21 protein-coding genes are annotated in these 19,281 nt (G+C 34.1%); all 21 read left to right on the top strand.

Going from position 1 to position 19,281, the window contains the following annotated elements:
• Positions 1-230 precede the first annotated feature (230 nt).
• The 21 genes from H4J66_RS07875 to H4J66_RS07775 all read left to right on the top strand — a co-directional run bounded on the left by H4J66_RS07875 (position 231) and on the right by H4J66_RS07775 (position 18,211).
• Positions 231-665: an N-acetyltransferase gene (locus H4J66_RS07875; RefSeq protein WP_182172829.1), complete on the top strand. Its 435-nt coding sequence runs from the start codon at positions 231-233 to the stop codon at positions 663-665.
• Positions 666-765: 100 nt separating this feature from the next.
• Positions 766-1,047: a hypothetical protein gene (locus H4J66_RS07870; RefSeq protein ID WP_182172826.1), complete on the top strand. Its 282-nt coding sequence runs from the start codon at positions 766-768 to the stop codon at positions 1,045-1,047.
• Between the two features lie 105 nt (positions 1,048-1,152).
• The gene (locus H4J66_RS07865) at positions 1,153-1,899 is read left to right on the top strand and encodes a hypothetical protein (RefSeq protein ID WP_182172823.1); all 747 of its coding nucleotides are present in this window, start codon (positions 1,153-1,155) and stop codon (positions 1,897-1,899) included.
• A 475-nt stretch (positions 1,900-2,374) separates the two neighbouring features.
• On the top strand, positions 2,375-2,845 hold the full coding sequence (locus H4J66_RS07860; protein WP_182172820.1) for a hypothetical protein: 471 nt from the start codon (positions 2,375-2,377) through the stop codon (positions 2,843-2,845).
• Positions 2,846-3,110: 265 nt separating this feature from the next.
• Positions 3,111-4,256: a site-specific integrase gene (locus H4J66_RS07855; protein WP_182172816.1), complete on the top strand. Its 1,146-nt coding sequence runs from the start codon at positions 3,111-3,113 to the stop codon at positions 4,254-4,256.
• Positions 4,257-4,750: 494 nt separating this feature from the next.
• Entirely contained in the window at positions 4,751-5,458 is a 708-nt protein-coding gene (locus tag H4J66_RS07850) for a PEP-CTERM sorting domain-containing protein (protein ID WP_182172813.1), read from the top strand.
• 339 nt (positions 5,459-5,797) lie between these two features.
• On the top strand, positions 5,798-6,709 hold the full coding sequence (locus H4J66_RS07845) for a hypothetical protein (protein WP_182172810.1): 912 nt from the start codon (positions 5,798-5,800) through the stop codon (positions 6,707-6,709).
• A gap of 97 nt (positions 6,710-6,806) precedes the next feature.
• Positions 6,807-7,052: an AlpA family transcriptional regulator gene (locus tag H4J66_RS07840; protein ID WP_070374983.1), complete on the top strand. Its 246-nt coding sequence runs from the start codon at positions 6,807-6,809 to the stop codon at positions 7,050-7,052.
• Entirely contained in the window at positions 7,045-7,344 is a 300-nt protein-coding gene (locus tag H4J66_RS07835) for a hypothetical protein (RefSeq protein WP_070374982.1), read from the top strand. Before H4J66_RS07840 ends, H4J66_RS07835 begins: the two co-directional genes overlap by 8 nt.
• Positions 7,337-9,091, top strand: coding sequence for a replication endonuclease (locus H4J66_RS07830; protein ID WP_182172807.1), 1,755 nt, complete (start codon positions 7,337-7,339; stop codon positions 9,089-9,091). The genes H4J66_RS07835 and H4J66_RS07830 overlap by 8 nt, the downstream gene beginning before the upstream one ends.
• 346 nt (positions 9,092-9,437) lie before the next feature.
• Positions 9,438-12,230, top strand: a complete 2,793-nt coding sequence (locus H4J66_RS07825; RefSeq protein ID WP_182172804.1) for a TrlF family AAA-like ATPase — start codon at positions 9,438-9,440, stop codon at positions 12,228-12,230.
• Positions 12,231-12,507: 277 nt separating this feature from the next.
• The gene (locus H4J66_RS07820) at positions 12,508-12,783 is read left to right on the top strand and encodes a hypothetical protein (protein ID WP_182172801.1); all 276 of its coding nucleotides are present in this window, start codon (positions 12,508-12,510) and stop codon (positions 12,781-12,783) included.
• Positions 12,784-12,889: 106 nt separating this feature from the next.
• Positions 12,890-13,165 (top strand): hypothetical protein, encoded by a 276-nt coding sequence (locus H4J66_RS07815; protein WP_182172798.1) that lies wholly within the window; start codon positions 12,890-12,892, stop codon positions 13,163-13,165.
• Positions 13,166-13,278: 113 nt separating this feature from the next.
• Positions 13,279-13,566, top strand: a complete 288-nt coding sequence (locus H4J66_RS07810; protein WP_182172795.1) for a hypothetical protein — start codon at positions 13,279-13,281, stop codon at positions 13,564-13,566.
• A 455-nt stretch (positions 13,567-14,021) separates the two neighbouring features.
• Complete coding sequence (locus tag H4J66_RS19970) at positions 14,022-14,345, top strand: hypothetical protein (protein WP_220463240.1); 324 nt, start codon at positions 14,022-14,024, stop codon at positions 14,343-14,345.
• Positions 14,346-14,456: 111 nt separating this feature from the next.
• Entirely contained in the window at positions 14,457-14,675 is a 219-nt protein-coding gene (locus tag H4J66_RS07800) for a hypothetical protein (RefSeq protein ID WP_182172792.1), read from the top strand.
• A gap of 893 nt (positions 14,676-15,568) precedes the next feature.
• Positions 15,569-15,850: a hypothetical protein gene (locus tag H4J66_RS07795; protein WP_182172789.1), complete on the top strand. Its 282-nt coding sequence runs from the start codon at positions 15,569-15,571 to the stop codon at positions 15,848-15,850.
• A gap of 95 nt (positions 15,851-15,945) precedes the next feature.
• Positions 15,946-16,239, top strand: a complete 294-nt coding sequence (locus H4J66_RS07790) for a hypothetical protein (RefSeq protein WP_182172786.1) — start codon at positions 15,946-15,948, stop codon at positions 16,237-16,239.
• A 462-nt stretch (positions 16,240-16,701) separates the two neighbouring features.
• Complete coding sequence (locus H4J66_RS07785) at positions 16,702-17,328, top strand: hypothetical protein (protein WP_182172783.1); 627 nt, start codon at positions 16,702-16,704, stop codon at positions 17,326-17,328.
• 75 nt (positions 17,329-17,403) lie between these two features.
• Positions 17,404-17,805, top strand: coding sequence for a hypothetical protein (locus H4J66_RS07780; protein ID WP_182172780.1), 402 nt, complete (start codon positions 17,404-17,406; stop codon positions 17,803-17,805).
• Positions 17,806-17,905: 100 nt separating this feature from the next.
• On the top strand, positions 17,906-18,211 hold the full coding sequence (locus tag H4J66_RS07775; RefSeq protein WP_182172777.1) for a hypothetical protein: 306 nt from the start codon (positions 17,906-17,908) through the stop codon (positions 18,209-18,211).
• Positions 18,212-19,281 lie beyond the last annotated feature (1,070 nt).

Raw genomic sequence — 19,281 nt, 5'->3', positions numbered from 1 at the left:
CAGAGGAGCCATCATTCAATCGAACTATCGTATAAAAAGGCTTTAGTTGCTGCTAAAGCTTGGGCCTCACTTTACCTAAACGGGTTTTAAAAGAATAATAAAGATGGGTGTATTATCCATACAAGTCATTTAAAAGGACAAATAACAGCTGGCTGTTGTTCGTTCCTCACACATTTTAGCCAGCTATTATTAGCCTCTTAATGAGGCGTTAGGCAACTAGGAAATCAATTGTGAATCTCAGAACTCAAATCGCGAAAGAGCATGACAAAAAGTATTTCTTCGATTTGTATTCCGATTCTATGAAAACTCATATTGAAACTCTTTGGGGATGGGATCAAGATTGGCAAATTAGTGATTCTGAAGATCGTTGGAATTTAAGCGTAAACTATATACTTTTTAACGCAGAAAAAAGAATTGGCTATTTCCAAGTGACAGAAGAGAAAGATGGAGCTTATATCATGATGTTTATTATCGATGAAAAATTCCGCTCTAAAGGTGTTGGCAGTCACGCCTTAACCATACTTAGAAAGTTACTCTTAAATAAGTCATTATCATTGCGTGTTTTTAAAACAAATAATAGAGCACTATCATTTTATAAGGCCAATGGATTTTCAATAATTGAACAAGAAGACAAGTTTTATATAATGCATCAAAGAGTTGCCTAACAAGCCACTCAAGCAGGACAAATAACAGTTGGCTTTGTTCGCTTCGCTCTCTATTATAGCCAACTATCATTTGCCTCTTAGTGGGGCGTTAGGTAAGCAAATGGATATTGTAGAAAAATTTAGAGTTCAGAGTAAAAAAAGAATTATCAATACTGTGTTAGCTTTGATGTTTTGGATACCAGCTTTAGCAATCAGTTATTATGACTTAACTTTTAGTTTTATCCCTATGCGAATGGATTACTTTGATCTTATTTTAAAAGCTTTAGGTTTGGTTTTTATCGTGTTGGCATATCGGAATTCTCTTTGTCCAAAATGTGACAGTATTGCTGGTAATGGTTGGGCTGTCGATGAATGCAAAAGTTGCGGTGTAAAGCTTACCTAACAAGCTGTTAAACAAGGACAAAAAACAGTTGGCTGTTTTCGTTCCTCAACATTTTAGCCAACAATTTTTTGCCTGTTAACAGGGCGTTAGGTATTAAGGAGCACCATGGAAAAGTATTTCCTAAACAATATTATAAACAAAGCCAGTAAAGCGGTAGGTCACTTAATAGAAATTTGTCTGTTTTTGGTAGTTGTATCTTTAGCAATAGGATCAATTACTGAAATATCTGCAAGAGATAGTTTTCTGTCGACAGTTAAAAATGAAATCAATTTTAAAAATGAAATTGCAGCCCAAAGCACAATTAAGGAAGGTAAAGAATTAACAAACCAAGACCTGCAAATGCTTAAAAATGACATTTCATATTTTAAAAGTCTAGTATCACGAGTTGAAGCCTTAATATCTTTAGGTGCAGAAAGAAAAAGTCAGACGTTAATTAATATTAGAGAAAATTTTGAACGCATTGCTTACAAGGACGAAGAGCTTATTGCGACATCAATTTTATTTTACTTTCAGCGAAATTTGTCTCATTTAAGTTCGGACTACTTGTTGGCTATTGCTATCATGACCTGTGGAGCTATTGGAGGATCCATAGGGGCAATGAGAAATACATCTGGTTTTTATTGGAGGAGCATATTATTTGGATTATCCTCAGGTTTTGTTGTTTTTCTAGCAATAAAAGGAGGTAAAAGTGTTTTCCTTATGCAGATGCAAGGGCAAACAATACAATTCAACCCCTTTAGTAGTGGTTTTCTAGGATTTATTTCTGGGCTATTTACCGAAAAGGTATTTGATTTCTTGAGTACAGTGACTGATTCAGTATTTAAAAAATTAAAAAAAGTATTTGAAGAGTAATAATACCTAACAAGAACTTCAAACGGAAAAAATACAGTTGGCTGTTTTCACTCCGTTCAACATTTTAGCCAACTATTTTTTTCCGCTTAAGTAGGCGTTATGCGGCATTGCGAATTCGATTAAATGTAATTGTGGTAATTGCCTTCTCTTTATCTTGGTTATTTACGCGTAATTAAATCTATTTAAGTTTTTTGGTTAAATAGTTTTTCGCCAAAGTAGGTAAGTGGTAAATTCACTTATCATTAGTGGCTCAAAATTCACGGTTTAGTGTGTCGCAATGCTGTGATTTTTTTAAATGTGCATTTTATGTCGCTAATATTTATATAAATTGTGCTGTTTTTGGTAATGTAAAAATCGCATAACAAGGCATTCAAACGGACAAAAAACAGTTGGCTGTTTTCACTTCGTTCAACATTTTAGCCAACAATTTTTTGCCGCTTAATGTGGCGTTAGCAGTATAGCTACTGGAGTAAATATGGATATCGCATCAATAACATCTGCTTATAGTGGACTGAAAATAGCTAAAGATATATTTATCGGTTTTACAGACCTTAAAATAGAGGCTGATTCCATTGGCAAAATCAATGAAGCTGTGAAAAAGGTCGGTGATGCACAAGATGCTTTATTTCAATTAAGAGAAGAATTATTTCGCTTACAAGAAGACAATAACTCCTTGAAAAGTACAATTAAGGAGTTCAATTCTTGGGAAGATAAACTAGCAGAGTATGAGTTAGTTAAAACAAGCGGTGAAGCGGTTGTCTATAAATTCAAAGCTGACCCAGAGCACTTTATTTGCCCTAGTTGTGTTGCAAATAAATCAATACAAATACTGCAAGATAATAAAACAATGAGTGGTACATTCAGGTGTGTAAGTTGTAATGGAAGTTACCCCATAAAAAAAGAAGAAAAATTTAAACAAATACAATTTGACAGTCCGTGGCCATAAATACTGCTAACAAGCTGTTAAAGCGGGACAAATTACAGTTGGCTGTTTCGCTCCGCTCACATTATAGCCAACTACAATTTGCCCCTTAACAGGGCGATAACTTCGTAATCCCTTAAATATCACTATGAACCACAATGAACAATAACGTCACTTATCTAACTGATATTAAACATTAATATTTAATTGCTTTTGTTTGTTATTGTTCTTGATTGTTCGTTGTAGCATAATGATGTTGCTACAAATAAGCTACAAGGATGATTACTATATGCCAATTAAAAGCAAGATAACCGTAACCAATATCAAAAATCTAGTACCTTCGGATAAACGCTTAAATGATACTGATATTTCTGGCTTTCATGCCCGTATAACCCCATTAGGTTTGATCACTTATTACCTGTTTTATCGCTTAAACGGAAAACAGGTTAATTACCGATTAGGTGTTGATGGTCAAATGACACCTGCTCAAGCAAGAGACTTAGCAAAAAGTAAAATTGCCGACGTTACTCAAGGTGTAGATGTTCAAGCGTTAAGGAAACAAGAACGTACTAGTACCAAATATTCCAAACTCTCTTCACTTCAATACTTCTTAGATGAAAAGTACACACCTTGGCTTAAATCACGCAATCCTAAAACAGCCGAAAAAACAGTGAAAGCGTTTAAATCATCATTTCCTAAGTTGATGGACTTTCAATTATCCGATATTAACGCGTGGGAGATCGAGAAATGGAGAAATAAGCGTTTAGCTGATGGTGTTAAGCCTGCAACAACTAATCGTCAAATAAACACGATTAAGGGCTGTTTAAGTCGAGCGGTTGAATGGGGTGTTATTGATAGTCATGATTTACGTAAGGTTAAAACACTAACCGTTGATAACTCAAAAGTACGTTACTTGTCTAAAGATGAGGAAAGTAGGTTACGTGAAAGCCTTAAAGCATGTGATACAGCGTTTTTAGAAGTCATCGTTTTACTCGCAATGAATACAGGCATGCGCAAAGGGGAGTTATTATCTCTACAATGGCATGATATTAACTTTGATAATAAAATACTGACAGTAGATTTTCAAAACGCTAAGTCTGGTAATACCCGTCATTTACCGCTCAATACAGAGGCGTTTAATCAGCTTATCCATTGGCAAAAACTATCAGGTAGCGAAGGTTATGTTTTTAAAGGTAGGAACAATGAACCTTTAAAAGACTTTCCGTCTCTTTGGGCTGAAATATTAGATGAAGCCAACATCACTCATTTTCGTTTTCATGATTTACGTCATCACTTTGCCAGTAAGTTAGTCATGGCAAGTGTTGATTTAAATACCGTGCGTGAGTTATTAGGTCATAGTGATTTAAAAATGACATTAAGATATGCGCATTTAGCGCCTGAGCATAAAGCGGCGGCGGTTAACTTGATTGGCTAATGATCACAAAGTGCGCTAAGCGGAATAAAATTAATTATTTTCTCGTATGTCCGCTTTGTGATCCGATAGTAGATGATGTGTAAGTAATGACATAAGATTACAAGTCAATTATTAGGTGGTGAATATGTGTCGTTCTTGATGGTTTTTGACGATGTAGAAAGAGTGAGTCACAACAATTAATTACACTACTGAAATGGCTGTTTTGGGAGCTTTAAGCTTCATTTTTTTCAATAATTTATCTATAGCTTTAAGTGGCATTAAGTTAGCTAATGCTCTTTTTATTATAAAACCAACAATTTAATGATTTTATTCTGTCTGGTTATTTTACAGTTAATATATGGATGTTCACTCTGCGCTTTATATCATACTGAAATAATTAGGTAATATTTACTTGGTGTGTTTCTTGCTTTGCAGAATATAACATTAAGTGATGACCTTTCACTTTTAGCAATTACCTTCGAATACTGTTGCGAAGGGATTAAAAGGAATATCAAATGAAATTTAAGTTTTTAAATACCAGTTTAGTAAGTTTAATACTGTCTGCTAGTTGTTTAGTTAATATCAGCCATGCTGGACTTATCACACTAGGTGATTCACTTTCTGGTGGCGGTGTAGATGGTTGGCAAGCCATTATGGTAATCAATGAAAATGATGCTTACACAAATACTTCAGGTACTACTGAACTTGTAACGCTTAGTAATTTCAACTTCACTGTTGGCAATTATCGTGGTCAGGTAACACCTTTTGTCGTAAAAATTAATAATGCGACAACCAATGACTTTACTCTTATGGCCATTGGTGACACACGGTATTCAGGTTTAGATTATTTTGGCTTAGGTGATGTTAGTTTCGGTTTTTCTGCAGCATTGAACCAATTTAGCTTGGCTGCTGGTGAGACCATCACTTCTGGTTTTCTTGATGCAGATGCTAATGGTGTTAGTTCTGGTAGCGTAATCCCTTTTATAGGTGGAGACTCTTTATTTCTTACTGGAGGAAGTGCTAACTCACAATCAGGTAACTTAAGCCAAGGTGTTGGTAATTCTCCAACATTTGGTGCATCTACTTTTAATAATGGCTTAGGTCGTGATTATAGCTATAATATCACCGCAGAAATTAGTTCGGTGCCAGAACCTACAACACTTGCTATTTTTGCATTAGGAATGATCGGTTTAGCATCACGTCGATTGAAGAAAAAATCTTAATTTTTCATTAAACTTTTATTCTATAAAACATCAATTGTAATGATTGATGTTTTTTTGTTTCTGATTTCTGGTTATTTCATTATTTAAACTAGTGCTATTTTTTAAAAAACGTCAGCTTTATAATACAAAGAAGTCATTAAAATGTAGAACTGATGCCTCAACTTTATGTCTCGAAAGTGGCATTAGTTAGCTTTCTGCTAAAGTAATAATTCTTTACGCCATAATTAGTTAATACCCACAAATCAATAATATAATGATGATTAATCTATACATATCTGATATTTTCTAAGAAGTTATAAATATATTTACTCGTTTTACCTATTGAAAATGGAAGTCTATATGTTAGAAAAGGAATACTATCGGTTAAGTGAGTTATCTCGACACTCAAAAATAAGCCTTGAAGATTATCAATACTTTATCGAAAACTATAAAGAAACATTATATTTTCGTTTACATGATCAACCCATTGTTATTGTTGAGCAGTTCTCCAAAAGGGAATTAACAGAGTTCAACGAAGACTCAGATAACCTCTTTCAAGAACTAACAGAATTAACCTCTATCCTTGATGAAGAAGAAACTCAATATCAGGGGGTATGTGTTGGTCACTATTCAGGGTTAGCACGTTTATCAAGACAAGATAAAAAGACCCTTTTAAGGGAAGGAGCTGTTCGATGTTTCCATGTAAGAATCGATGACATTAAATGTTTGAAACGTGAAAATAAGGCTTACCCATTTTCCACAACCTTACCAAACAAATATCTTGTTCAATGGGGTGAGTTACATCCAGAATCGCAATATGGACTTGAATCTTTTTTACTTAATAAAGACAGTGGTCAACTCGATATTTGTATAAAAACAATCAATTTCGATGATTTATTAGTGCCCATTGGTATGGTGGAATATATTGAAAAGTGCTTCAAACCTCGTGAGGAAAAATCTCAAGAGGGGTTTCAAGCAGATATAAGCAATAAAGCCGTAACTAAAAATCGTTTTGATGACTTTCAAGAGTTGTTAATTGAAATACTAACTAAACACCCAGCGTACTCAAATAAAGGAGTATGGAAACTGCTAAAAAATGAATCTGAAGACTTTGGGGACTATAGGACATTTGACAAATATAACTTACTACAAGAAATGTCAGGTGATGATATTGAATGGGAAGATAAAAAAGGTAAACCGAGAAAGTCTATAAGTGCTAAAGGATTGGCAAACAGACTTACATCAGCAAGGAAACTGATAAATAATAACTAATTTTCCGCTTTAAGCTCATCCTATTCCACTTTAAGCTCATCCTAAAAAAAACGGTCGGTATAACTTTCCATGAACTTAAACGTACATGGAGGCAATTATGCCTACAACACAAAACAAACGCGCATTATCAGAAATAGAAACCGCCGAATATATCGGTATGAGTCGTTCCTTCTTACGTCAATCACGTATGGAAGGAAACCGCGAAAATAGAACCCCAGCTCCACCCTTTATTAAAATTGGTCGCGCCGTTCGTTATATAAAAGACGATTTGGATAATTGGCTAAACAGTTTTTATCGAATGGAACATTTAGGGCAAAAGCCTGTGGGAGATTCCCATGCCTAAATTAAGCAAAGAGCAGTTTAGGTTACTGCTATGGTTAACCTTACCGTCTAGTTTTTTTGAAGTCACAAGTGACCATCATTTACATGATGTTCTTTATAATGGTTTGCATAACTATAAGGATGAGAAAGGGGAACGATATAAATTTGATATCAGAACCTTACAGGCATTAGCGGCAAATAAGCTTGTTGACTTTGATACGGTTTATTATTGTGGGCTGGAGTGGACGCGATACACGATAACGGATGCAGGAAAACTATTAACATTAAACATGACAGCAGATTGTTATGTTTAATAAATCTAAAATTGTATCTTGTATTGAAGGCGCTGTTGTTCATGAAGTAATAGCGCCTTATTTAACGGGGACAGATAAGCTCAATGATGACTTTTTGATCCAACGCTTATCTATGTTTTCATATTCAATACAAGCCATTATTTTGAAAAATGGTTTTGACCAAAAAACTGTTAAAGAACGCAATATTTATATACGTAAATCGACGGATGATTTGTACGCTTTATTACCGAAGAAATTGTTACACTTATTTTTTTCTCACGATAATAATATCCAGACGCTTGCTAAAGAATGTTCGACATATTGTAGAAAGGTTATTATTGACCCACAAAACGAAACCTTCTTAACGTTACAGCATGATAAAACCGTTAACGGAAAAAACAGAACAAATAAAGGCGATATAAGGACAAATCCGTTATCTAAAAATTCCGTTAACGAAAAGTCTCGCTCACTCAATTCCGTTAACGGAATTTCTACCCTATACAAAAACTTCACTCAAGAGGAGCGCAGTTTCGTATACGAATACCTTGCTCGTTATATAACGACATTCAACATTGAACCACCTAAGTCCACTAACATTATTAAAGTATCAGGTTGCTTAAAACGATTAGCGGATAACCGTTGGTGGTTAAGACGTATAAGAACAATGATAAATCAAGCAAATGAAAAAGCGGCGATATTGCTTAATCTCGTAAATAGTAAAAAACAAATTTACTCAAGTGATATCACCACAAAAAATCGCCTGACACAGATAGCGAGAAATGAACAACTATTAAGCTCACATTATATTATTAATGACGAAGGTCAGCGATTTTCCTTAAAAGAAATATCCGATATGAATGTTTCTAATCCAGAAGTGAAAAAAGCGGAGTTAATCAATCGTTGTAGAGGGTTTGAAGACTTATCGATGGAGTTCGGACATGACGGTTTATTTGTCACCATTACGTGCCCTTCAAAATTCCATCGTGCTTATTCAAAGTCAGGCGCTAAAAATCCTAAATGGGATGGTTCAATGCCAGATGAAGCTCAACGTTATTTAAATAAAGTTTGGTCGAGAATACGAGCCGAGCTAAAACGGAAAAACATTTCTATTTATGGCTTTAGGGTTGTAGAGCCTCAACACGACGGAACGCCTCATTGGCACTGTTTGTTTTTCACTGAGCCTAAAAATCTTAAAAGCCTTGAGAAAATTATTCGTTTCTATTCACTTCAAGAAGACGGAGATGAAAAAGGCGCATCAGAAAATCGTTGTGACTTTAAAAAAGTAGACCCAAAGAAAAATGCCACTGGATATATTATGAAGTACATCGTCAAGAATATTGACGGGAAAGGGCTTGTTAAAGACAAATTTGGTAATGACTCAATCACTACAGCGATACGTATTAATGCGTGGGCGTCGTGTTGGTGTATTCGTCAGTTTCAACAGATTGGCGGTGCCAGTGTATCTGTATGGCGTGAATTGAGACGATTAAAAGCCTCAATCTTCCCTGACTCAATTCTTGAGAAAGCACGTGTTGCAGCTGATACAAGTAATTGGAATGGCTATATCAAAGCGATGGGGGGAATATTCACCCCGACTAGAAATCATCCGATTAAATTGCATTATGATGTAAATATAAATTTTGATACGGGGGAATGCTCACAAAGTTATTATGACGGTGAACTTGTCACAAAAGTGAAAGGGTTAATCTTTGAAGGTAAAGCCTTCATCACGCGAACGATGTCATGGAGACTACAGCGGGTTTTATAATACCTTTACCCCTCTAAAGCTATGTTTAGGGCTTTAACTATATTTGTAATAAAATTTTACGTATAAATACCTTTCAAAAAGGGCTTTAGCTATCAAATAGGCTTTAGCTTCAATCAAAAAAATCAACGATAGAAATTTTTAGGCTTTAGTTAGTCGCCTGCCAGAATGGCAAAGATGCTTTTACTTGGAGTTCTGTAAATAACTGTACCATAACTAAATATAGTGATTAATTACTCATAAAGTTTATCTGTAAGTATCTGGAATTATGAGATATTATCAAACGATGAAGGTATTGTTTTTTTCTTAAAAACATAGTCAACTCTTAAAAGTATAGGGATAGTATAAAATGATTGAATTTAAAGGAACGCGCTGGTTTAAATGTGACTTTCATCTTCACACAACCAAAAGTAAATGTTTTCAAGACCAAACAGTAACTCCTGAACAATGGGTAGATAGAGCCATTGAGCAAGGGTTAGACTGTGTTGCGGTTACTGATCATAATTCAGGCTTAGGAGTTGATGAGATAAAAGAAGCAGCAAAAAATAAAGGATTGATTGTTTATCCTGGTGTTGAGATTACTTGTGATACAGGAAAAGTTCATTTATTAGTTATCTTTGATGTTGACAAAACAGCGGCTGATATAAGGGATTTCTTAGTTAGAGCTGAAATAGAGGCAAAACACTTTGGAGAACAAACAGGTTATACATTAAAAAGCGTGTTTGATATCGCAGAACTAGCTAAAGGTAAAGCTATAATAATTCCATCTCATATTGACTCTTTCAGTGGGTTAAGTAGTTTAAGCCTAAGTGCGTTAAATGATTTTTATGCTTTAGAGAATATTAACGGAGTACAAGTTGTACACGAGGAGTTCCTTGATACAACGTTAGATATTTCGAGTAATTCTGAATTAATAAAGAAGCTCAATACATTTTATGGAACCATCGGAACCGAAGAACTTAAAGCTCGGTACTCTACCGTGCAAAATGCGATAAAGAAAAATATTGCTATATTAACTTTCTCAGACAACCCTCATGCTCCTATGAGCCCTAAACATGGTCTTGCTGGAATCGGAGATAGTTATACATGGATAAAGATGAATGAAACTCCATCCCTAGAATCATTACGGCAGGCATTATTACTACCAGAGTATCGTGTAAAGAATAAAATCCAGAGCCCAAACCCACCTTATAAAAAACCAAGTATTTGGATAAAATCTATTTCAATATCAAATACTAAAATTACGGATCCCCAAACGCCTCTTAAGGTCGAATTCAGTCCACAATTAAATACAATTATAGGAGGAAGAGGCAGTGGTAAGTCTAGTGTGATCAGGTTTATAAGGGGTGTCTTTAACAAGTCTATTGATGAAAATGGTATTGAGTCACTTTTAAGTATAATTAATGACCAAAATGATTTTTATAAAATTGAAGGAGGCAGAACTAAAAAAGGTGTAATAGATAAAAATACTGTTATTGAAATCGAAATTATAAGAAATGAAGAGCGTTATCGGGTTACTGCTTCATCAATCATCAGCTCAAGTAATCAAAATATTAAAATTGAGAAGTTAGATGACTTAACTTCTATGTGGGTTATAAATAATGATGAAGGCTTTATTAACTTTTTTGAGTTCGAACAGTACTCACAAAAACAAATATATGAAATAGCTCAAGAGCCAAACGCTCTAAGAGAAAAAATAGATACAGCAATCGATGAAGTATCCACTATCAAAACTGAAAAAGATAAAATAAAAATAAATTTTTTGGCAAAGTCAGCTGAAATAAGAGCTATAGATCAATTGATCAAAGATAAAGGTGTAGTTGAAACCAAAATAAATGATTTGGATGAAAGTATTAAGAAGTTACAGAAAAGTGGTGTAGCTAAACTTATTGAAGATAAAGAAAAGTTCTTGAAAGAAAAGAAAAGCTTAGTTACTTTTAAGGAAAGTATCACCTCAAAAGAAGAACTCATTAATTCATTAATTGAAGACATGGTTATTACTGAAATTGATTATAGTGATTTTAGTGATGAACATAGTAAAATATTGAAACCATTATCAGACGGAATAATACAAAAATATACCGAGATAAAGGGTGAGCTAGAACAAATAAAAATATCTATGTTCACTAGCAATACTAATTATAACCAATTAGTTAAGGATTCAATGTGGAATACTGATTTTGCTGAAAATTTGAGTGAATTAGCGACAAAAAAACTAGAATTGGAAGCTGATGGTATTGAAGATATTTCTAATTATGAAAAATTGACAGATGAAAGAGAAATCCTTGTTGAACAACTTGTTTTGATTAAAGCCGGCATGAAAGAAAGACAACAATTTTTTAAAGAAAAAGATGTTCTTAAAGAACAATATTTAGATAAACGTAAGGAATTAACAACCTTAAGAGAGCAGTTCGTTAAATCTTTATCTGAAAATGATAATAAATTGAAAATATCTATTAACCAATTTCGAAATAAAAATGATTTTGAGAACAAGTTACGACAGATATTACAAAAACAGGGTACATACCAAGATGACATCAATATTCTGGTAGATATTTGTTTTAGAGGTAAGGTTGAAGATAAAATAAAAGAAGTAAAAAAAATATTTTTAGATATACGTCAAGATTCAGATGTAAATAAAGTTGTTTCTGGTGGGTTCATAAACATAATTAAGAACTTGAATGCAGAACAAATCGATGAAATAGAACTATTAATTCCTGAAGATGAAATTGAAATTAAATATAAACCAAATAATCAATCTCCGTTCAAATCACTTTCTACAGCTTCAGCAGGTCAGAAGACAACTGCAATTTTAACATTCCTACTTTCGTATGGGAAAAACCCGTTAATTTTAGATCAGCCAGAGGACGATTTGGATAACAAACTCGTATACGATTTGATAGTAGATAGGTTGAAAAAAGCCAAAGAAGAAAGGCAACTAATTGTTGTAACACATAATGCAAATATTCCAGTTAATGGAGATGCTGAGTATATTATTTCTATGAACAGCGAGACTAAAAAGCTAGGTGTCCTTCATTCTGGTACAGTTGAACAACAGGATATTAAAAAGGAAATATGTGATGTTATGGAAGGCAGTGAGAGTGCTTTCGAAATGAGATCAAGAAGATATAAGCAAGTGTAGCTCTCTTATGCAGTAAATAGCATAACTTTAGCAGATGCACTCACAGAGCAATAATATTAATAAGCTGTAATACAATCAAAACCTGAATTACAGTTTATTATTTGGTATTTATATAACAGTGTACCAATTAAATAGCTTACAATTAAGTGCTACATATGCGCTACATAAAAACAGCATGACACGCTAGTGCAGACCTTGTTTGTTGTTAATTAAGAGTTTTATTTAAATTAAAATGCCCTTAACAGGGCGTTATGTTGATTAGTCATGGAGTTGGTATTTGGATAGTCTTGTTGCAGAAATCATAGATTTAATTACTTTGGATACTATTTCAATTACAGACAAAGAGTATTTAATCAGACTAGTTGGTGAACTATTAGGTTCAAAAAAGGATTGGTTTATCTGTCTTCAACAAAACATAGTATTACCACAAGAAGTAGCTTCGGGAATTATGGGGCATATTTTCACTATCGATAATGGTCGCTTTAGTAATGGAACTGTAGTTAACTTTAACTGTGAAAGTAAATTGGCTAACCTGTTGATGTCATCAACATAACAAGGCGTTCAAACGGACAAAAAACAGTTGGCTGTTTCACTCCGTTCACAATTTTAGCCAACAATTTTTTGCCGCTTAACGTGGCGTTATATTTTACGGAGAGTTTGTGCGTAAATTCATAGGGAAATGGATATTAGCTTCGTTTGTTATGCCTATCGTAACAATAATCGCTACTACTCTTGGTTTTGGTATGTCACTTCAAAAGGTAATTTTATTCTTTTGGCCTAGCTCCATTTTCCTTATGTCGTTGGGCGCTAGAGAAAATCCAATATCAGATGTAATTTATGTTTGGTCAATGGCTGTTTTATCCAACGTTCTTCTATATATTATTGTTGGTAGTATAATTTATCTGGTTTTTTATAAACTTACTGAGTCAAAGTAAAATATAACAAGTCATTCAAGCAGGACAAAAAACAGTTGGTTTTTGCTCCTTCGTCGCTTATTTTTACCAACTATTTTTTGCCTCTTAATGAGGCGTTATGTTTAAAGGCAAGTATGGACGCTGAATTAAAGAAAAAAGTAGATGTAATCGTAGGTTTAAGTCGTCTTGGCGGTGGAGCACTAATAATTATTGGAAGTATATTAGTCTACGTTTTCTTTCAAGCAGCATTAGATCCAAATGCTGTAATTGAAATAAATGGCGTTCCAACCAAAGATGAGAGTTCTAAAATTATAGCGGCAATATTCAGTAGTTTTTTTCCTATTCTGGGTTTGTTTTTAGCTTTTATTCCAAGTAAACACCTTGATAAGTGGGTTGCAAAAATAGTTACTCGTTTAGAGTAAATTTAAACATAACAAGAAATTAAACAAGGACAAAAAACAGTTGGCTTTTTGTTCACTACGTTCACTTATTTTAGCCAACAATTTTTTGCCTGTTAATTAGGCGTTAGCTACTCAGGAGTGTTCCTATTAAGTTTACAATCTTATTATTTTTACTGTTCTCGTCATTTACTTTTGCAGGAAAAATATATGAACAATTTCCTAAAGAAATTAACAAAAATGAGAAATATGTATTTTATTCTCATGGACGTATTGTTGAAGGGGATAATTCAACACCAGTAAGTCCTAAATGGGGACGGTATGAATTTTTAAAAGTAAAAGAAGCTCTTTCAGATGATGGTTATAACCTGATAGCTTATCATCGTCCTAAAGATACAAACCCTAATGAATTTGCAAAAAAAATAGCAGGCAATGTTCATTTACTTATTGAAAAAGGTGTCAAACAAGAAAATATTACTTTGCTTGGTTTTTCAAAAGGAGGTGGGATCACTATATTGACGTCAAACTTATTGAAGCCTAAAAAAATAAATATAGTACTTTTAGCAAGTTGCTATGGTTTTATGAAAGGCAAAGCTAATTATAAAGTTTATGGCAGCATATACTCAGTTTATGAAACATCTGACACTGTAGGGTCTTGTCAGTTTTTAATTGACCAAAGTAAAAGTGTTGATGATTTTGAAGAAATCTCTATCAATACAGGTAAAGGGCACGGTGCTTTTTATAGGCCTATGAACGAATGGGTTATCCCTGTAAAAGAATGGATCAATCTAAAACGTAGCTAACAAGCACTTCAAACGGAACAAAAACAGTTGGTTAAGTTCCGCTTCGCTGCACATTATAACCAACTATTTTTGTCCGCTTAAGTGGGCGTTATATGCAAAAAGGAGTTTCGTATGAATATCAATGCAACAATTCTCGGCCAATTTATTTTCATATCAATGATCGTAATAACTGGCTTAAGTTTTTATCTCGGTAAACGTAAAACCCAAAATGTTAAAACAACAACCTTTATTGGTTTTTTATTGTCATTTATGCCGCCATTAGGTTTAATCTTTGTCGCAGTTTTGGCACTTAAAAATGATGTTTCAAACAATAATGCATCTAATGTTTAGGTGCTGAATTGCATATAACAAGGCATTCAAACGGACAAAAAACAGTTGGCTGTTTTCACTTCGTTCAACATTTTAGCCAACAATTTTTTGCCGCTTAATGTGGCGTTAGCAGTACAAGGAGATATCTCATCATTTCGCAATTTATCGGGATTATTTCCGTAATTCTGTTTGTTTTTTTTGGTTTAAAATATTTAATTGGCCTAAGGAAAGTTCAGCTTTACTTAGTAAAGTCAAAAGATGATTTTGTAAAAGAACACGAGTCAGGTTTCATACAAATATCGACTACTAGTGACGTAAAAAATAAAGCAGCTTACGAGTACATCTGGAGCCAAAGATACTCTGAACACAAAGATAACGATTTCGTATTATTATGCTCTAAAACATTTAAAAGTGGCTTGTCTTGTATCGCTGCATTTGTAATTATCATCATATGCATATAGTACTGCTAACAAGTCATTCAAGTAGGACAAATAACAGTTGGCTATTTGCTCCTTCGTCGCTTATTTTAGCCAACCATTATTTGCCTCTTAATGGGGCGTTAGTTTTACACGGAGTATGAGTATTGAGTCCAACTAGAAAGAGTTCATTCCTTAAAAATTGGAGAATCAGTTTCAAGTACTTATTTTTAGTTATGTTAGCAGTGCTTATTTTTCGAGTTTTAGGAATGATTTCTCATGAGGGGATTGAGTTTATTGAATTTGGCAATGTAATGCTTGGGCTATCTATTGCTTTTTTTGGATCTGCTTTAGTTTCATGTTTTATTGCGTGGTATGGGACAAGAACTGTCGAATAGTAAAACTAACAAGGCGTTCAAACGGACAAATAACAGCTGGCTGTTGTTCGTGCCTCACACATTTTAGCCAGCTATTATTTGCCGCTTAACGTGGCGTTATATGGCAAGAAATATGTTTGGCACTTCAACTGTACTTTTAGGCTCAGAAACTGATGACAAGCTATTCGAGGCACTTAAAATTGTCTTGGCTAGCTTTGGTGCAACAGTTAAAGAGAAGAATTATAACGTCGTAGGTTCTCAGGAAATATTGGTTTGGGAAGCAAATATCAATTCTAAAAAAATTAAGATATATTCCGAAACCTATGAAGGTTTATCAATCAAAGGTTCAACTGAATTGGTAAACGAAATTCAGGCAAAATTGGCTAAGCAAGTTGCCATATAACAAGCAATTCAACAGGACTAAAAACAGCGGGCTGTTCGCTTCGCTCCATTTTAGCCCACAATTTTTAGCCCGTTAATTGGGCGTTATGTGTTTTTATGAATTGTATCAATTGTAAAGCTAGTTTTAATTTAGAGTTCGCATTATCGAATAGCGTATTTAGTTGGCTAGAGATGCAAACTATCTGGTATGTATGCCCAGACTGTAATAAAGGTAATCATATTAGATTCAATAGTAAGAAAGTTGAATTAATAAAAAGTGTCACAAATAATGGCACTTCATGGGAAACGGTTCATGATTATTTCGAACCAACTATAGATGTACGCATCGACTCAAAGTATTTGCACGTTTGGTATAATGGCAAGCATTTTGAAATCGAAAGTCGAGTGTAATCAACACATAACAAGACGTTCAAACGGACAAAAAACAGTTGGCTGTTTCACTCCATTCACAATTTTAGCCAACAATTTTTTGCCGCTTAACGTGGCGTTATGCGGCATTGCGAATTCGATTAAATGTAATTGTGGTATTTGTCTTTTCTTTATCTTGGTTATTTACGCGTAATTAAATCTATTTCACTTTTTGGTTAAATAGTTTTTCGCCAAAGTAGGTAAGTGATAAATTCACTTTTGATTAGTGGCTCAAAATTGACGGTTTAGTGTGTCGCAATGCTGTGAGTTTTTAAATGTGCATTTTATGTTACTAATATTTATATAAATTGTACGATTTTTGGTAATGTAAAAGTCGCATAACAAGGCATTCAAACGGACAAAAAACAGTTGGCTGTTTTCACTTCGTTCAACATTTTAGCCAACAATTTTTTGCCGCTTAATGTGGCGTTATAAGGCTCAAAGATGCTGGCAGATGTTGCAGGTAAGATAGTACAAATTAGAGCTTCAGGTTTAGGAGACTTAATAAGAATTATTATTTTGCAGCAATATGAAAAGCTTGATGATTTTAAAAAACGCTATACGAAATATGGTGCTGAGAAATTATCAATAGAAAGAATAGAAGAAGAGTGGCCCAGTTGGAATAGCCGATGGATTGTAGCTCAAGCGTTTACAGCAATGGCTTTGGAAGCTTTTTTCTATGATTATATTTTAGAAAAAGAATCTAAAACTCAAGCAGATAAAAAATCAAATCCACCCAAACGATTTGAGTATATTAATAATACATATTTCAAATCAACAGATTCAAAGTTCATTGAGTGCCACAATGAATTAATTGCACTTAATAAAACTCGGAATCATTGGATTCATAATAAAAGTGCAGAACTTGAAAAGTATAAAAAAATTCAATATCACTTTAGTCCAGATGAATGTATTTGTCTGTTAATAAGTGTTTTTGATATTTTTTCTAAACATGACAAAGATTACGTTGTTGCACCTGTAACTTTAGATATTTTATTATCAGTTCAACAGCGCGTAAAAAATGAAGTTGAGGGCTTACCGCCTTATAACAAGCCACTCAAGCGGGACTAAAAACAGTTGGCTACTTTCGCTCCGCTCGGTATTATAGCCAACAATTTTTAGCCCCTTAGTGGGGCGTTATATTGTATGAATATGTATTGGAGAATATCACTAGCTTTAGCATTAATAATTGGAATTTTTTATTCATTTCCTCCATATACTGCTCAAGCTACTTATTATTATTTAACTCACTCAAGTGAGCTAAATACCATGGATATCGCTTTCACTGAAAGTGACGATAAAACGTGGGAATATAAAAACCGAAAGCTTGCTCCAATATTTAAAACTAAAGATGGTTCTCGACTTTATTTTATGGGCTCTCTTAAGCGGTTTAAAAAACAATATGATATTGCTTTTATTAAAGGTGATTACAAAAAAGATTTTTGCACACCTTATTTAATTTATACATCTCAACAGTTTAATTGTAATATCCCTTTGAACAATGGGTGGGTTATTAATTATCAAGGTTTTAGTGTAAATACAATATAACAAGTTACTCAAACGGACGCTAAACAGTTGGCTAGCACTCGTTCCTCGTACATTTTAGCCAACTATTTCGCGCCGCTTAGTAAGGCGTTAGAAGATTCGCATGAAAAAACTTATCGTTATAATTATTTATTCATTTTTGCTAACTTATATTGTAGGAAGCTATGCGTATAAAAAAGGCTTTGCCGATTCTGCTGCAACCGGAACATACGTTTCTCTTGCGGAAAGTTTTGTTACTTTACATGTTCTGAGAAACCAAACACCCGAAAAAAGCCTTGAGTTTCACGAATCTATGTTGGCATCGAATATAGCGATTCATAGGAATTTATTAAACTTACAGAGTATATTTCATAGAAAGTTAGACAATGGTCAACCTCAAGTGAATTTAGAGTATTACAAAAAAATTTAAGAATATATATCTATTCATCCGAACGAAAAATTTAGTGAATTCGTTATTAAAGATATAAATTGGCTTGTCGTAAATGAACAGAAAATCTTCTAACAAGCCATTCAAGCAGGACTTTTAACAGTTGGTTAGGTTCCGCTTCGCTTCACATTTTAACCAACAATTAAAAGCCTCTTAATGGGGCGTTATACGGTAAGAAAAGAGTTGCACTCTTTGAAAGGGTATATGTATGAAAGGCGGATAAAGTCCGGCTTTCTACAGCATAAGGTAGCGTTTGTTAATCCGATAAAGTCTAACGAGAAACTTGACGTGGTCTATGCTTGTTGTAACTGAAAATGGTCAGTGCGCCACGTAAGTACTTTTCTTGCAGGGGCGCACTGACCATTTTCAGTTCCCCTTGCGCAAAGTGGTTGAGTTTTTTGGTGTTTATGGTAATTTCAACCGCGGTTAGAGCGTGTTGAACGCCGCGTGTTTGGTAAAGGTGAGGTGGCCTTACCGTCTAACAAGCAATTCAACGGGACACATAAAGTTGGCTAGGTTCCGCTGCGCTACACATTTTAGCCAACATTAATTTAGCCCGTTAATATGGGCGTTAGCTGTTTAAATAATTCTTTGGTAAAACTGTTTTCTTTACTGCTGAGTTTACCGTGTAAGTATTCGTAAATTGTAATAGCTCAATCTCCTGTTTGGAGGTTGTGTTGGTTTTTATCTTTGTCGCATTAAATTTTCTAACCGATAGTGTTGTGCAATCTGCTCAACTTTAGCTGTAATCGCTATATTTATTAAGTAATTGGCGTTATATTAATTTTCAGTAAAAAGTCGGGCACTTGTAGTTACAAAAAGGCATCAGCCAAAAACAGCTAACAAGTTGCTCAAACGGACAAATAACAGTTGGCTGCGCTCGTGCCTCGCACATTATAGCCAACCATTATTTGCCCCTTAGCAAAACGTTAGATGAATTCATGAATCTAAATATCTGGAAGCAAAATGGCAGTATTTCAATTTGGAGATACAATCCATTAAATAAAAACTTTCCTGGTTGGCACATGAGTGCGGACAAAGAAGGATATGAA

The organism is Colwellia sp. MB3u-55, assembly GCF_014076785.1.
GTDB lineage: Bacteria > Pseudomonadota > Gammaproteobacteria > Enterobacterales > Alteromonadaceae > Colwellia_A.
Note: the sequence above shows the minus strand (reverse complement) of the source record. Positions and strands in the feature narration are given on the sequence as shown.

Excerpts from the sequence above, each read along its gene's own strand:
- H4J66_RS07870 (WP_182172826.1), top strand. The coding sequence starts at position 766 with ATGGATATTGTAGAAAAATTTAGAGTTCAGAGTAAAAAAAGAATTATC.
- H4J66_RS07845 (WP_182172810.1), top strand. The coding sequence starts at position 5,798 with ATGTTAGAAAAGGAATACTATCGGTTAAGTGAGTTATCTCGACACTCA.
- H4J66_RS07790 (WP_182172786.1), top strand. The coding sequence starts at position 15,946 with ATGAATTGTATCAATTGTAAAGCTAGTTTTAATTTAGAGTTCGCATTA.
- H4J66_RS07830 (WP_182172807.1), top strand. The coding sequence starts at position 7,337 with ATGTTTAATAAATCTAAAATTGTATCTTGTATTGAAGGCGCTGTTGTT.
- H4J66_RS07855 (WP_182172816.1), top strand. The coding sequence starts at position 3,111 with ATGCCAATTAAAAGCAAGATAACCGTAACCAATATCAAAAATCTAGTA.
- H4J66_RS07810 (WP_182172795.1), top strand. The coding sequence starts at position 13,279 with ATGGACGCTGAATTAAAGAAAAAAGTAGATGTAATCGTAGGTTTAAGT.
- H4J66_RS07800 (WP_182172792.1), top strand. The coding sequence starts at position 14,457 with ATGAATATCAATGCAACAATTCTCGGCCAATTTATTTTCATATCAATG.
- H4J66_RS07785 (WP_182172783.1), top strand. The coding sequence starts at position 16,702 with ATGCTGGCAGATGTTGCAGGTAAGATAGTACAAATTAGAGCTTCAGGT.
- H4J66_RS07795 (WP_182172789.1), top strand. The coding sequence starts at position 15,569 with ATGGCAAGAAATATGTTTGGCACTTCAACTGTACTTTTAGGCTCAGAA.
- H4J66_RS07775 (WP_182172777.1), top strand. The coding sequence starts at position 17,906 with ATGAAAAAACTTATCGTTATAATTATTTATTCATTTTTGCTAACTTAT.
- H4J66_RS07860 (WP_182172820.1), top strand. The coding sequence starts at position 2,375 with ATGGATATCGCATCAATAACATCTGCTTATAGTGGACTGAAAATAGCT.
- H4J66_RS07840 (WP_070374983.1), top strand. The coding sequence starts at position 6,807 with ATGCCTACAACACAAAACAAACGCGCATTATCAGAAATAGAAACCGCC.
- H4J66_RS07850 (WP_182172813.1), top strand. The coding sequence starts at position 4,751 with ATGAAATTTAAGTTTTTAAATACCAGTTTAGTAAGTTTAATACTGTCT.
- H4J66_RS07835 (WP_070374982.1), top strand. The coding sequence starts at position 7,045 with ATGCCTAAATTAAGCAAAGAGCAGTTTAGGTTACTGCTATGGTTAACC.
- H4J66_RS07780 (WP_182172780.1), top strand. The coding sequence starts at position 17,404 with ATGAATATGTATTGGAGAATATCACTAGCTTTAGCATTAATAATTGGA.
- H4J66_RS07865 (WP_182172823.1), top strand. The coding sequence starts at position 1,153 with ATGGAAAAGTATTTCCTAAACAATATTATAAACAAAGCCAGTAAAGCG.
- H4J66_RS07825 (WP_182172804.1), top strand. The coding sequence starts at position 9,438 with ATGATTGAATTTAAAGGAACGCGCTGGTTTAAATGTGACTTTCATCTT.